General features: G+C 72.5%; 12 protein-coding genes. 5 read left to right on the top strand and 7 right to left on the bottom strand.

Annotated features, from left to right (window positions below):
- Together Q7W29_00005 and Q7W29_00010 are read left to right on the top strand one after the other, a co-directional pair.
- Positions 1-367 (top strand): hypothetical protein (locus Q7W29_00005; protein MDO9170195.1); only part of this gene is annotated, 367 nt, incomplete at its 5' end.
- Complete coding sequence (locus Q7W29_00010) at positions 364-1299, top strand: dihydroorotate dehydrogenase (GenBank protein MDO9170196.1); 936 nt, start codon at positions 364-366, stop codon at positions 1297-1299. The genes Q7W29_00005 and Q7W29_00010, both read left to right, overlap by 4 nt.
- Before the next feature lie 27 nt (positions 1300-1326).
- Here Q7W29_00010 and Q7W29_00015 read toward each other — a convergent pair whose 3' ends face one another.
- From Q7W29_00015 to Q7W29_00030, 4 genes are all read right to left on the bottom strand, one after another.
- The gene (locus Q7W29_00015; protein MDO9170197.1) at positions 1327-2418 is read right to left on the bottom strand and encodes a hypothetical protein; all 1092 of its coding nucleotides are present in this window, start codon (positions 2416-2418) and stop codon (positions 1327-1329) included.
- Positions 2419-2455: 37 nt separating this feature from the next.
- Positions 2456-3583 (bottom strand): DegT/DnrJ/EryC1/StrS family aminotransferase, encoded by a 1128-nt coding sequence (locus Q7W29_00020; GenBank protein ID MDO9170198.1) that lies wholly within the window; start codon positions 3581-3583, stop codon positions 2456-2458.
- 57 nt (positions 3584-3640) lie between these two features.
- Positions 3641-4951, bottom strand: a complete 1311-nt coding sequence (locus Q7W29_00025) for a UDP-glucose/GDP-mannose dehydrogenase family protein (protein MDO9170199.1) — start codon at positions 4949-4951, stop codon at positions 3641-3643.
- 79 nt (positions 4952-5030) lie between these two features.
- Positions 5031-5471 (bottom strand): CoA-binding protein, encoded by a 441-nt coding sequence (locus tag Q7W29_00030; protein ID MDO9170200.1) that lies wholly within the window; start codon positions 5469-5471, stop codon positions 5031-5033.
- Between the two features lie 235 nt (positions 5472-5706).
- Between Q7W29_00030 and Q7W29_00035 the strand changes: the two genes are divergently transcribed.
- The 3 genes from Q7W29_00035 (at position 5707) to Q7W29_00045 (ending at position 10500) form a co-directional block, all read left to right on the top strand.
- Positions 5707-7716 carry a (Fe-S)-binding protein gene (locus Q7W29_00035; protein ID MDO9170201.1) on the top strand — a complete coding sequence of 670 codons (2010 nt, stop codon included), beginning with the start codon at positions 5707-5709 and terminating at the stop codon, positions 7714-7716.
- 123 nt (positions 7717-7839) lie between these two features.
- Entirely contained in the window at positions 7840-8886 is a 1047-nt protein-coding gene (locus Q7W29_00040; GenBank protein MDO9170202.1) for a nitronate monooxygenase, read from the top strand.
- 120 nt (positions 8887-9006) lie between these two features.
- Complete coding sequence (locus Q7W29_00045; GenBank protein MDO9170203.1) at positions 9007-10500, top strand: formylglycine-generating enzyme family protein; 1494 nt, start codon at positions 9007-9009, stop codon at positions 10498-10500.
- A gap of 91 nt (positions 10501-10591) precedes the next feature.
- Here the strand turns inward: Q7W29_00045 and Q7W29_00050 are convergent, their stop codons facing one another.
- The 3 genes from Q7W29_00050 to Q7W29_00060 form a co-directional block, all read right to left on the bottom strand.
- On the bottom strand, positions 10592-11557 hold the full coding sequence (locus Q7W29_00050) for an electron transfer flavoprotein subunit alpha/FixB family protein (GenBank protein ID MDO9170204.1): 966 nt from the start codon (positions 11555-11557) through the stop codon (positions 10592-10594).
- 13 nt (positions 11558-11570) lie between these two features.
- Complete coding sequence (locus Q7W29_00055; GenBank protein MDO9170205.1) at positions 11571-12353, bottom strand: electron transfer flavoprotein subunit beta/FixA family protein; 783 nt, start codon at positions 12351-12353, stop codon at positions 11571-11573.
- A 94-nt stretch (positions 12354-12447) separates the two neighbouring features.
- A partial coding sequence (locus Q7W29_00060) for a hypothetical protein (GenBank protein ID MDO9170206.1) occupies positions 12448-12639 on the bottom strand: 192 nt, incomplete at its 5' end.

The raw sequence follows: 12639 nt of genomic DNA on the forward strand, positions 1-12639 counted from the left end.
GACCTGCTGCCCCGCCTGGCGCGCGAGCGTGGACCGGGCCGTCGCGCTTCCGGCCGACCGGCCGGCGTTCGCCGGCAACGTCGTGGAACTGGCGCGCTCGCTGCTGCCGGCCGGGGCGCCGCCGCACGTGGTGCTGGCCTGCGGCCCGTCGCCCCTGCTGCGCGCGGCCGCGGCGCTGGCCGCCGAGCGCGGTTGGGACTGCCTGGTCTCGGTGGAGGAGCGCATGGGCTGCGGGTACGGGGTGTGCCGGGGTTGCGTGGTGCCGCGGGCCGGCGGCGACGGCTACGCCACGGCGTGCAAGGACGGGCCGGTCTTCGACGCCCTCGACCTGGACTGGGCGCGGCTCGGCGGGGGAGGCGGGGCATGACGACGCTGCCGTCCTGGCTGGCCTTCGATCCCCGCGGAGCGCTGCGGCTCGGCCCGCGCGAGTTCCCCGGCCGGATCTGGACCGCTTCGGGTTGCTTCGGTTACGGTCTGGACGGAGCCGATCTCGGCGCGCCCGGCTGCGGGTCGCCCTTCGACGGACTCGGCGCCGTGGTCACCAAGACGGTCACGCCCGAGGCCCGCCGCGGCAACCCTCCGCCCCGGCTGTGGGAGACCGCGCACGGCGCGCTGAATTCCATCGGCCTGGAGAACGTCGGCCTCGCGCGCTTCGCGGACGAGGTCGTGCCCGTCCTCGAGGCGCGCGGGGTGCCCTTCGTCGCCAGCCTCGCGGCCACCCGGCCGGAGGAGTTCGGGGACATGGCCCGCCGTCTGGCCGCCGCGGCGGACGGGGCCGCGCACTGGCACGGCGTCGAGCTGAACCTCAGCTGCCCGAACGTGGCCGAGGGCGGCGTCGACTTCGGCCGCGATCCCGGGACGGTGGAGCGCTGCGTCGCCGCGGCGCGCGAGCACCTGCCGGCGCGCGCCCTGCTGGCCAAACTCACGCCCAACGTGGGCAGCATCGCCCGGCTCGCCGCCGCGGCGGCGAGCGGCGGCGCCGACGGCGTGACCGCCATCAACACCCTGGTCGGCATGGACGTGGACCTGCGCACGGGCGCGCCGGTCCTGCCGCGCCGCCGTGGCGGCTACAGCGGGCCCGCGCTGCTGCCGGTGGCGCTGGCCCGGGTCGACGAGATCGTGCAGGAGACGGGACTGCCCGTGGTGGGCGTCGGCGGGATCGCGACCCTCGAGGATGCGCTGAAGTTCTTCGCGGTGGGAGCGGTCGCCGTGCAGATCGGCACGGCCCAGATGTGCGACCCGTTCGCCGCCGCCGCCGTGGCGGCGGCCCTGGCGGCGGCCGAGCGGCGAGATCGGTAGTGGTTCAGGATCAGTAGTCATCCCGAATCAGTAGTCGTCTCTCGGCTCGACGTAGTCGTCGTCGTAGGGGTCGTCCCCGCCGCCCCTGATCTCCTCGTCGAGATCCTCCGGCAGGTTCGCCGCGCGGAGGTCGTCGTTCTCCTGCGGCGGCGCCGCGCCCTCCTCCAGCTCCACGGGCAGCCCCTCGGGGAAGTCGGCTTCCAGCAGGTCGATCAGGGACGCCGTGTTGAGCAGCAACTGCTCGGCGAGCCGCACGCCCAGCGCCGTCGCCTCGGACGAGGGCCCGCGCAGCACGGCCTGGTTCATGGAGTGGCCGTGCAGGGAACCCACGGCGCCGGTGATGATCAGGCTGTCCTCGCCCGCCTGGGCCAGCACGCCGAGGGGGCAGTCCTGGTCCGAGCAGATCCGCTCGCGGAAAGCCAGCTCGGCCGTCATCTCCGCGCGCGACTGGGGGGAGTCCACGGCTCCGGCCATGGCGAGCGCCTCGGTGTCGCCGGCCCTCGCGATGATGGCGATGAGGCCCTGGCCGGCCCCGGGCAGCGTCATCTCCGGGAAGAAGATCTCCGTCACGATGTCCTGCACGCCCAGCCGTTCGGCGATGGCCGCCGGCATCACCAGGCAGTCCACGGCCTCGTCCTGGAGGTACGCGTCCAGGGCCTCGACAGCGCCGCCGTAGAGCAGCTTCGGCTTGAGCTGGGGCCAGAGCTGGTGGATCTGGGCCATCGAGCGGCGGGAGAGGACGCCGACGCGCGTGCCGTCCTCGAGATCGTCCGCGATGCAGCCGCCCTTGTGCAGCAGGGCGTCGAAGGGCGTGTTGCGCTCCGGCACCGCGGCGACGACCAGCCCGCTCGGCAGCGGGCGCACGATGTCCTCCGCGGCGACGTCGAGCAGCTGGAAGTCGCCGTCCAGCAGGTGCGACAGCAGCAGCTCGATCTCCGCCGCCGAGTTGGCGCAGTACAGCTCCGACGCGCTCTGCCGGTTGGTGCGGGGGTCCGAGACGGTGGCCATGTCGAAGATGGCCTTGGGGTGCGCCGCGCGCAGCCGCTCGATGACCAGCAGGGTCTGGGCGCGGTTGAGGCGCCCGTCCAGGGTTCCCAGGGTGTAGGTGCCGCTGCTCATCGCTCGTACGCTCCCGTGGTCGCGGTCCGCGTTCGCGTCAGGCCGTCCGCGCGAGGTGTTCCTTCACCAGTTCCCCGATCCTGAAGGCGTCGCGCTCGGGCAGCGCCTGGTGGATCGGCAGGGCCAGCACTTCCCGTCCCGCGGCTTCGGCGTGCGTCAGTTCCCCGTGCACCCGACAGTACTCGGCCAGCTCGTGGCGGTGCAGCGGCGGCGCGTAGTAGATGCCGAAGTCGACGCCGGCTTCCCGCAGCCGGGCCTCCAGTCTGGCACGATCCGGCACGCGGATCCAGTACTGATGATGGGTCACGCGTAGTCCCGAGCCCGGCCGCGGCTCGGCGAGCCGATTGGCGGCGGGGATCAGCCCGTTGTAGATGGCGGCGGCGCGGTCGCGGTCGGCCTGCTCGTCGGTGAAGCGGGCCAGCCGGACGCGGATCGCCAGGGCTTGGATCTCGTCGAGGCGGCTGTTCCAGCCCGACAGCAGGCGGCCCCCGACGCGGACCGTCTCGTGGCCGCGCAACCGGCGCAGCGGGGCGGCGTCGGCCGCGTCGCGGCAGATGATCATCCCGCCGTCGCCGATGCCGGGCAGGTTCTTGGTCGGGTAGAAGCTCAGGCAGGACAGGCGCCCGAAGGACCCGCAGGGGCGGCCGCGGTACAGGGAGCCGTAGGCCTGGCACATGTCCTCGACGAGGTCGAGGCCGTGCCGTTCGGCGACGAGGGCGAAGGGCTCCATCTCGCAGGGCATGCCGAAGATGTGCACCGGCAGCAGGACGCGGGTGCGGCCGGTGACGGCCGCGTCGGCGAGAGCCGGGTCCAGGTTGAGCGTGCGGGGGTCGATGTCCGCGAAGACGGGCGTGCCGCCCAGACGGATGATCGCCTCGATCGTGGCGACGAAGGTGTACGGGGTGGTCACGACCTCGACGCCCGGGCCGACGCCGGCGATCTGCAGCGCCATGTACAGGGCCGCGGAGCCGGAGGCGACGCCGACGGCGTCGGCGGCCCCGCAGGCCGCGGCCATTTCGCCCTCCAGGGCGCGCACCTCCCGGCCCAGGATGTACTCCCCGGTCGAGAGCAGCCGGTCGACGCCGGCCAGGATCTCCTGCTTGCAGGGCAGCATCGGCGTCACCAGGTCGTAGCGGGCGATGCGGCGGCCGTCGTTCTCGTGCATGCCGTCCTTTTCCCGTCCCGGCCGCGGCCGGTTGTGGGGTTCCCGGTCGTGGGGCCGTTAGGCGCGGGGGCGCCCGAAGCAACGGTAGGTGAAGCCGTGCTCGCCCATCAGGGCGCTGTTGTAGACGTTGCGACAGTCCAGGAAGCGGCGCCCGGACACGGCCGCCCCGAGGCGAGCCAGGTCGAGCTGCCGGTACTCGTTCCACTCGGTGACCAGCAGGACGAGGTCGGCGCCGGCCGCGGCGTCGTACGGGCCCTCGCAGTAGTGCAGGGCGGGGTGGAGGGCGCGGAAGTTGTCCATGGCCACCGGGTCGTGCACGCGCAGCGAGGCGCCCGCCGCCTGCAGGGCCGCGACCAGCGGGCGGCTGGGCGCGTCGCGGATGTCGTCGGTGTTCGGTTTGAAGCTCAGGCCCAGCATGGCCACGACCGCGCCCTTCAGCTCGGGCAGCAGCTCGCGGGCCTTCGCCATGGCGATGTCGGGCAGGCGCTCGTTCACGCCGATCGCCGCGCGCACGATGCTCATGTCCGTGCCGGCCTGCTCGGCGATGTGGACGATGGCGTTGGTGTCCTTGGGCAGGCAGGAGCCGCCGAAGCCCAGGCCGGCGTGCAGGAACTTCGGGCCGATGCGCTTGTCGAGGCCCATGGCCTTGGCCACCATCGAGACGTCGGCGCCCACGCGGTCGGCCAGCGTGGAGATCTCGTTGATGTAGGAGATCTTCACCGCGAGGAAGGCGTTGCTGGCGTACTTGATCAGCTCCGCCGATTCGATGTCGCAGACCAGGATCGGGGTCTCCAGCAGGTACAGCGGCCGGTAGATCTCGCGCATGACCTTCTCGCCGAGGGCCGAATCGGCGCCGACCACGACGCGGTCGGGGCGCATGAAGTCCTCGATGCTCGAACCCTCGCGCAGGAACTCGGGGTTGCTGGCCAGCTCGAAGTCCACCGGCCGCGGCTGGGACTCCAGGATGGCCGCCCTGACCTTGCGCGAGGTGCCCACCGGCACGGTGCTCTTGGTGACCACCACGCTGGGGCGCGTCATCAGGCTGCCGACCTCGCGCGCCACGTTCAGCACGTAGGTCAGGTCGGCCTCGCCGCCGTCGGACATGGGCGTCTGCACGGCGATGAAGATCACGTCGGTCGCGCCCATCGCCTCGGCCAGCGAGGTGGTGAAGAAGAGGCGGCCCCCGGCGACGTTCTTCGCGACGAGGCGGTCGAGCCCCGGCTCGTAGATCGGCATGACGCCGCGGTGCAGGTCGGCGATGCGCTCGGCGTTGATGTCGACGCACCAGACCTCGTGCCCGAAGTCGGCCAGGCAGGCCCCCGACACGAGGCCCACGTATCCCGTCCCGATCATGCAGATGCGGCTCATGGCTTTTCCCTCGTCCTTTGCGGCGATCGCGCCGCGGTGTTCCGGTTCTTGTTGCGTCGTCCGGCGCGGCCGCCGGGGTTCAAGCGTTGGCCAGGCGCAGCCATTCCTTGTAGATGCACCGGTCCGCGACGACCGTCAGCCCGGCGGCGACCGCCTTGCGCGACGCCTCGGGGTGGACCACGCCCTCCTGCAGCCAGACGGCGCGCGCCCCCGCGGCGATGGCGGCGTCCACGATGGCGGGGACGGCCTCGCTGCGGCGGAACACGTCGACCACGTCGATCGGCCCCGGCACGTCGGCCAGGGTCGGGTAGACGGGCGCGCCCAGCACCTCCCGCAGCTGCGGGTTGACGCCCGCGACCTCGATCCCCCTGCCGAGCAGGAAGCGGGTGATGCCGTGGCTGGCCCGTTCCGGGTTCTCGGAGATGCCGACCACGGCCACCCGGCGCATGCCGAGCAGGAGCTCCCGGACGGCGTCGTCGCCGGGAGTCGGGTCGTCGTCGTCGATGCGGTTGTGGTCCATGCGGCTCCTCATGGCGGTCCGGGACCCGCCGTCGGCGCCCGGCTCCCTCACAGAAAACCGGGACACGGTCCCGGCGCTCCTCCGACTGGGTCGCGGATCCCGCAGAATGTACCGAGGACCGGCCCCGGTGTCCACCCCGGGGTGGCGGACGCGGCGGCGGATTTTCGGTTCCCCGGCCCGTCCGCGGTTGCTATCTTGGCGGCGGCGTTGCGAATCCCGACCCGTGAGGACGGCCATGGACCCCGTGCTGACAACCGTGCTGCTGCTGGCGGCGCTGGCGATGTTCGCGAACACCGTCGCGGACCGCTACTGGCTGCTGCGGGCCGCGGCGCCCGACGACCGGCGCGACCGCGTCGGCGAGCGGCTGCGGCGCTTGTTCGCCATCGGCTTCGGCCAGAGGCGGCTGCTCTACGAGCGGGGCGCGGGCTGGATGCACGTCGGCATCTTCTCGGGTTTCCTGGTGGTGTCCCTGCGCACGATCACGCTCTGCGGCCGCGGCTTCAGCCCCGACTTCCAGCTGCCGGGCTTCGACGGCCCGTTCGGCCAGGCCTACGCGGTGCTGAAGGACACGTTCGAACTGGTCGTGCTGGCCGCCGTGGGCTTCGCGGCCTGGCGCCGGCTGGTGCTGCGTCCGCGGCGCCTGCACCTCAGCGCCGAGGGCGTGCTGATCCTGGTCTGGATCGCCGCGCTGATGGTCTCCGACCTGCTCGGCGACGCGGCCCTGTTCGCCCTGCGGCCGGACCATCCCGAGGCCGGCTGGTCCTTCGCCGGCACCGCGCTGTCGGGCCTGTTCGCGGGCGTCCCCGAGCCGCAGCTCCGGGCGTGGCTGGGCTGGATGTTCTGGTCGCACCTGGTCCTGGTGTTGGCGTTCCTGAATTTCCTGCCCTACGGCAAGCACTTCCACGTGCTGACCGCCCTGCCCAACGTGTTCACGATGAAGCTGGGCCCGCCGGCCGCGCCCGCCCGGATGGACTTCGAGGGGCGCGAGGTCTTCGGCGTCGGGAAGTTGGAGGACTACTCCTGGCGGCGCCTGCTGGACATGTACACCTGCACCGAGTGCGGTCGCTGCACGGTGCACTGCCCGACGGCCGTCACCGGCAAGCCCCTGCGCCCGCGGGAGCTGATCACCGACCAGCGCGACCACCTGCTGGCCGTCGCCGACGGCCTGCGCCTGGTGGGCAAGCTGAAGCACCGGGGACGCGACGCGGAGGCGGCCGCCGCGTCGGCCGCGCTCGCGCGCCCGGCGCTCGCCGGCGTCGTGATCCCCGACGACGTGCTCTGGGGCTGCACCACCTGCGGCTACTGCCAGACGGTCTGCCCGGTCGCCATCGAGCACGTCGACCACGTCGTGGACCTGCGCCGCCACCGCATGATGATGGAATCGGCGATGCCGCCGGAGTTCCAGTCGGCGCTGCGCGGCCTGGAAAACAACTCGAACCCCTGGAACGTCGGGGCCGCCGCCCGCGAGGACTGGATCGGGGAGCTGCCGGTGCCGCGCCTGCGCGACAAGGGCCGCGCCGAGTACCTGCTCTTCGTGGGCTGCGCCGGCGCCTACGACGAGCGCAACAAGGACGTGCTGCGTGCCGTGTGCCGCCTGCTGGACCGCGCCGCCGTCGACTACGCCGTGCTGGGCACCGAGGAGGGCTGCTGCGGCGACCCGGCCCGACGCGCGGGCCACGAGTACCTCTTCCAGGCGCAGGCGCGGCGCAACATCGAGACCTTCTCCCGGTACGAGGTCGGCGCCGTGGTCACGGCCTGCCCGCACTGCTTCAACATGATCCGCAACGAGTACCCCCAGTTCGACTGGTCGGCGGCGCGCGTGCTGCACCACTCCGAACTGCTCCTGGACCTGGTGGGGCAGGGCCGCCTGAAGCTGCGCCCGGGCGGCGCCGCCCGGGTCACCTACCACGACTCCTGCTACCTCGGCCGCCACAACGGCGTCTACGACGCGCCTCGCGACCTCGTCGACGCACTCGGCCTCGAGCGCGTCGAGATGGTCCGCAGCCGCCGCGACGGGTTCTGCTGCGGCGCCGGCGGCGCCCGGATGTTCATGGAGGAGTCCCTGGGCACGCGCATCAACCAGAACCGGGTCGACGAGGCCGCCGGCACCGGGGCCGCGGAGGTCTGCACCGCCTGCCCGTTCTGCCTGACGATGATCGGCGACGGCATCAAGGAGACCGGGCGCGAGGAGACGCTGCGCGCGCTGGACCTCGCCGAGATGATCGAGCGGCAGCTCGCCGATTGAGGCGAGCCGCGGCGTCGGCCGGCTTGGGCCCTTGCAAATCCGGACACGTGCGGTAAGATATCGGCGTCGCCGGCGGCGCCCGCCCGCCGGCGCGCCCCCACGATCCACGAGTTGGAGGCTGCGATGTCCGTCTACGATCCCGTGCGCACGACTCCCGAGCTGGACCGCCTGTGGCGGCGCGGCGCCGGGTTCTTCGGCTCCCACGTGCCGATCATGTGCGGCGCCATGACCTGGATCTCGGACCCGCACCTGGTCGCGTCGTTCTGCAACCTGGGCGGCTTCGCCTCGCTCGCCGGTGGCAACATGCCGCCCGAGGTCTTCGCGGCCTCGATCGACGGCACCCGCGCCCTGACGGACCGGCCCTTCGGCGCCAACATCATCGTCATCGCCCCGAACTACCGGGCCCACCTGGACATCTGCTGCGAGAAGAGGCTGAGCCACATCTTCTTCGCCGGCTCGATCCCGCGCCAGAGCGAGGTGGAGCAGGCCCGCGCGAGCGGCGCCAAGGTGATCTGCTTCGCCTCGGCCGGCTCCATCGCCGAGCGCATGATCGGCTACGGGGCCGACGCGCTCATCCTGGAGGGCAGCGAGGCGGGCGGCCACATCGGCCACGTCTCGACCTCGGTGCTGCTGCAGGAGGTCCTGTTCCCCTACGCGGACCGGCTGCCGATCTTCGTCGCCGGCGGCATCGCGGACGGCCGCATGATCGGGCACCTCTGCCTGATGGGCGCGGCCGGCGCCCAGCTCGGCACGCGCTTCGTCGTCGCCGACGAGTGCCTCGCCCACCCGGCGTTCAAGCAGGCCTTCATCCGGGCCCGCTCCCGCGAGGCGATCGCCACGCCCCAGTACTCTTCCAAGCTGCCGGTGGTCGCCGTGCGCGCGCTGAACAACGCCGCGATGGAGCGCTTCGGCGAGCTGCAGCTCGACCTGCTGCGCCAGGTGGAGTCCGGGGAGATGAGCCGCCAGGACGCCCAGTTCGAGGTGGAGAAGTACTGGGTCGGCTCCCTGCGCGAAGGGGCGGTGGACGGCGATGTCGAGCGCGGCTCGCTCATGGCCGGCCAGTCGGTCGGCCTGGTGACCCGCACCCAGCCCCTGCGCGAGATCCTCCAGCAGCTGGTCGACGAGGCCCAGGCGGCGATGGCCGCCGCCAGGGGTCTCCTGGGCGCCTGAGGCCCCCCGGAGGCGCTTCCCCGCTTGACGCTGGCGACGGCCGGCCCCTACATTAGACGGGGCCGGCGCCGTACGGCGACAGCCTCCGGTCCCGATCACTCCACCCCCCCGAGGTCGACGATGTTCCAGCAGCGACACCTGTTCCTCGTCTGCGCCGCGCTCGCCGCCGCCATGGCTTTCGGCGGCGGCTGCAGCGACGACGAAGGCGGCTCGTCCACCGCGCCCCCCACGTCCGGCACCGTGGTCGTGACGCCCAGCCCGACGACCCTGGACATCTCGTGGACCATGCGCGGTCCCGGCGGCTTCAACGAGAGCGGCAGCGGCGCGCGCACCTTCGCCTCGCAGTCCCTGGGCAGCTACACGTTGACCTGGGGCGCCGTCGAGGGCTGGGTCCGCCCCACGCCGGTCACGTCGACCCTGAAGCTCGAGGCGGGCGGCAGCGTTGAGTTCGCAGGCCTCTACCGGGAGAACCTGCCCAGCACGATCGTCGTCGACGCCACCCCGGACGATCCCGGCACGACCTGGATCCTCACCGGCCCCGACGGCTACCGCCTCGACGGGTCGGGCGACCTGACCCTGGACGCGCTCGATTCCGGCGTGTACACGCTGACCTGGGAGGCGCGCAGCGGCTGGTGGCTGCCGATCGCCAACCCGCAGACGCTGGAGGTCTTCGGAGGCACCACGACCTTCGCGGGCGTCTACCGCCAGGACCTGCCGGCGCCGACCGGGTACCGGTTCGTGCCGGAGGGCTCGTTCACCATGGGCAGCCCAGAGGACGAGTGGGGCCGCCGCAGCGAGGAGATCCAGCGCCAGGTCACCCTGACCCGCAGCCTCTTCGCCGCCAGGAGCGAGGTCACGCGCGAGGCGTTCCGCACGCAGTTGAACTGGGCCTACCACCAGGGCCACTGCATCGTCGACACGCTGATCGTCGACGACATCACGCAGTATCACGTGTACGACAACCTCGACGGCTCCGGCATCGAACTGCTCAACCTGAGCGCCACGACGCTGGTATTTTTCGCTCCGGCGGATTCGTTCCGGATCCTGAACGCCGATCAGACGACCTACCCCATCGGCGGCGTGAACTGGTACGGCGCGATCGCCTACTGCGACTGGCGGAGCCTCCGCCAGGGACTCCCGCGCGCCTACGACCACGCCACCTGGACGCTCGCCGCCGGGAGCCAGACCGCCACGCCGGGCTACCGGCTGCCCACCGAAGCCGAGTGGGAGTATCTCTGCCGCGCCGGCTCGACCACGGCCTTCACCAACGGGCCGCTGCTGAACCCGGAGTGCGGCGACCCGAACCTCGAACTGGTCGGCTGGAACTGCATGCCGGTGGTCATGCGCGTGGAGCAGAAGCTGCCCAACGCCTGGGGCTTCTACGACATGCACGGCAACCTGGCCGAGTGGTGCGAGGACCTCTTTGCGCCGTACGTCCCCGGGGCCGTGACCGATCCGCTGAACGTCGGCGTGGGTCCCCTGCGGGTCTTCCGCGGCGGCAACTACGCGAGCCCGGCCCATGCCTGCCGGAGCGCCCGTCGCGGCGGCAACTACGCCACCGCCGGCGTGGCCAACATCGGACTGCGGCCCGTCAGGACCGTGATCGCGGGCTGACCGCCGACAAACGCCGACAAAGGGAAGGGGCTCCGCCGCGGCGGAGCCCCTCTGCGTCGCGGCCGGAGCCGCGGCGACGACGGTCGACGGTTCAGTCCAGGGCCCGGATCGCCTCGTCCAGCGCGGGCACGACCTCGAAGAGGTCGGCCGCGATGCCGTAGTCGGCGGCCTTGAAGATCGGGGCGTTGGGATCCTTGTTGATGGCCACGATGCACTTCGACGAGCTCATGCCCGCGAGGTGCTGGATCGCGCCGCTGATCCCCACCGCCACGTAGAGCTTCGGGCTGACGGTCTTGCCGGTCTGCCCGACCTGGTGGGAGTGGGGCACCCAGCCGGCGTCGACGATGGCGCGGCTGGCGCCCGCCGCGGCGCCCATGGTCGCCGCCAGCGTCTCGATCAGCTTGTAGTTGCCGGCTTCCTTGAGTCCGCGGCCACCCGAGACGATGATCTCGGCCTCGGTCAGCTCGATCTTCTTCTCCGCCGACGTGACCGTCTCGACGACCGAGGCGTGCGGCGCGAAGCCGCCCAGGCCGGGGTCGAAACCCTCGACCGGCGCGTCGGCGCCGCCGCCCGCGAAGAGGGGGAAGGCGTTCGGGCGCACGCCCGCCACCGCGACCGGCGCGTCGACCGCCACCTCGGCGTAGCACTTGCCGGCGAAGATCGGGCGGCGCAGTTTGAACCCGCCGTCGAAGTCCAGGCCCACGCAGTCGCTCACGCAGGCGGCGTCCAGCCGCGCCGCCAGGCGGGGCGCGAAGTCCTTGCCCGTCGCGGTCGCGCCCACCAGCAGCAGGTCGGGGCGGCGGGCCGCGACGAAGGCGGCCAGGGCCCGCGTCCAGGTCTCGGCGTCGTAGCGGGCGAAGGCGTCGCCGGCGGCGGTGAAGACGCGGTGGGCGCCGTGGCGGCCGGCCTCGGCGGCGGCGGCGGCGTCCCCCAGCACGACGGCCCAGACCTCGCCGCCCGTCCGGTCGACGAGGCGGCGCGCCTCGGCCGTCATCTGCCAGGCGACCTTCTTGGCGGCGCCCCCGCTCTGCTCGATGTAAACGGCGATGTTCGGCATGTCCGGTCTCCCGTCAGATGACCTTGGCTTCGTCGCGCAGCAGGCGCGCCAGTTCCCGGGCGGCGGCGGCGGGATCGTCGGCTGCGACCATCCGGCACGCGGCGCGCGGCGGGGGCGGGGAGTACGTCGTGATCCGGGTGCGGGCCGCGGGGATCTCGAGGCCCAGGTCGGCGCAGGTCAGGGTCTCCTGCGGCTTCATCCCGGCCTTCATGATGTTCGGCAGGCTGGGCAGGCGCGGCTCGTTCAGGCCCTTCTGGCAGGTGATCACCGCGGGCAGCGAGCCCCGCACGATGGCGGCGCCGCCCTCGATCTCGCAGGTGGCGGTGAAGACGCCCTGGCCCAGTTCCAGCTTCGTCACCACGGTCGCCTGCGAGCAGTCCAGCAGCTCGGCGAGCATCGGCCCCACCTGGGCGCTGTCGTCGTCGATGGCCTGCTTGCCGGTCAGGATCAGGTCGTAGCCGCCGCGGCGCAGCACCGCGGCGAGCACCTTCGCCGTCTGCAGCGGCTCGGCGTTCTCCAGCGCGGGCTCGTTCACCCGGATCGCGCGGTCGCAGCCCACCGCGAGGCAGTCCTTCTTCAGCGTCTCCACGGCGCGGTCCGGGCCGATCGTCACGGCGGTGATCTCGCAGTCGGCGCCCAGGCGCTCCTTGATGCGGACCGCCTCCTCGACCGCGAAGGCGTCGTAGGGGTTCAGCACGCGGGTGAACCCGGACCGGTCGAGTTCCGGCCCCGGCGCGGCCAGGGTGATCCGCGTCTCGGAGTCGGGGACCTGCTTCACGCAGACGGCGATCTTCATGGGGCCTCCAGGCTCTCGTGCATCGTCGGCCGCCGTTCGCGGCGACGGGCCCGCGGAGCGGGCCCTGCAATGATAGGCCGCGACCGCGGGGGCGTCAAACCCCGGACACGCGCGTCGGCCTGCGCTCCAGCACGCCGCCGCCCAGACGGTCGGCGCGCTTCAGCAGCAGCGCGAAGACGAACCCCACGACGCCGAGGCCCGCGAACATCAGCATGCTGGCTGTGTAGCCGTGGGTGGCGTCGCGCAGCCCCCCGTTCAGCAAGGGGAAGAGCGCCAGACCGATGTT

It is taken from the genome of bacterium (assembly GCA_030654305.1).
Taxonomy (GTDB): Bacteria; Krumholzibacteriota; Krumholzibacteriia; order LZORAL124-64-63; family LZORAL124-64-63; genus PNOJ01.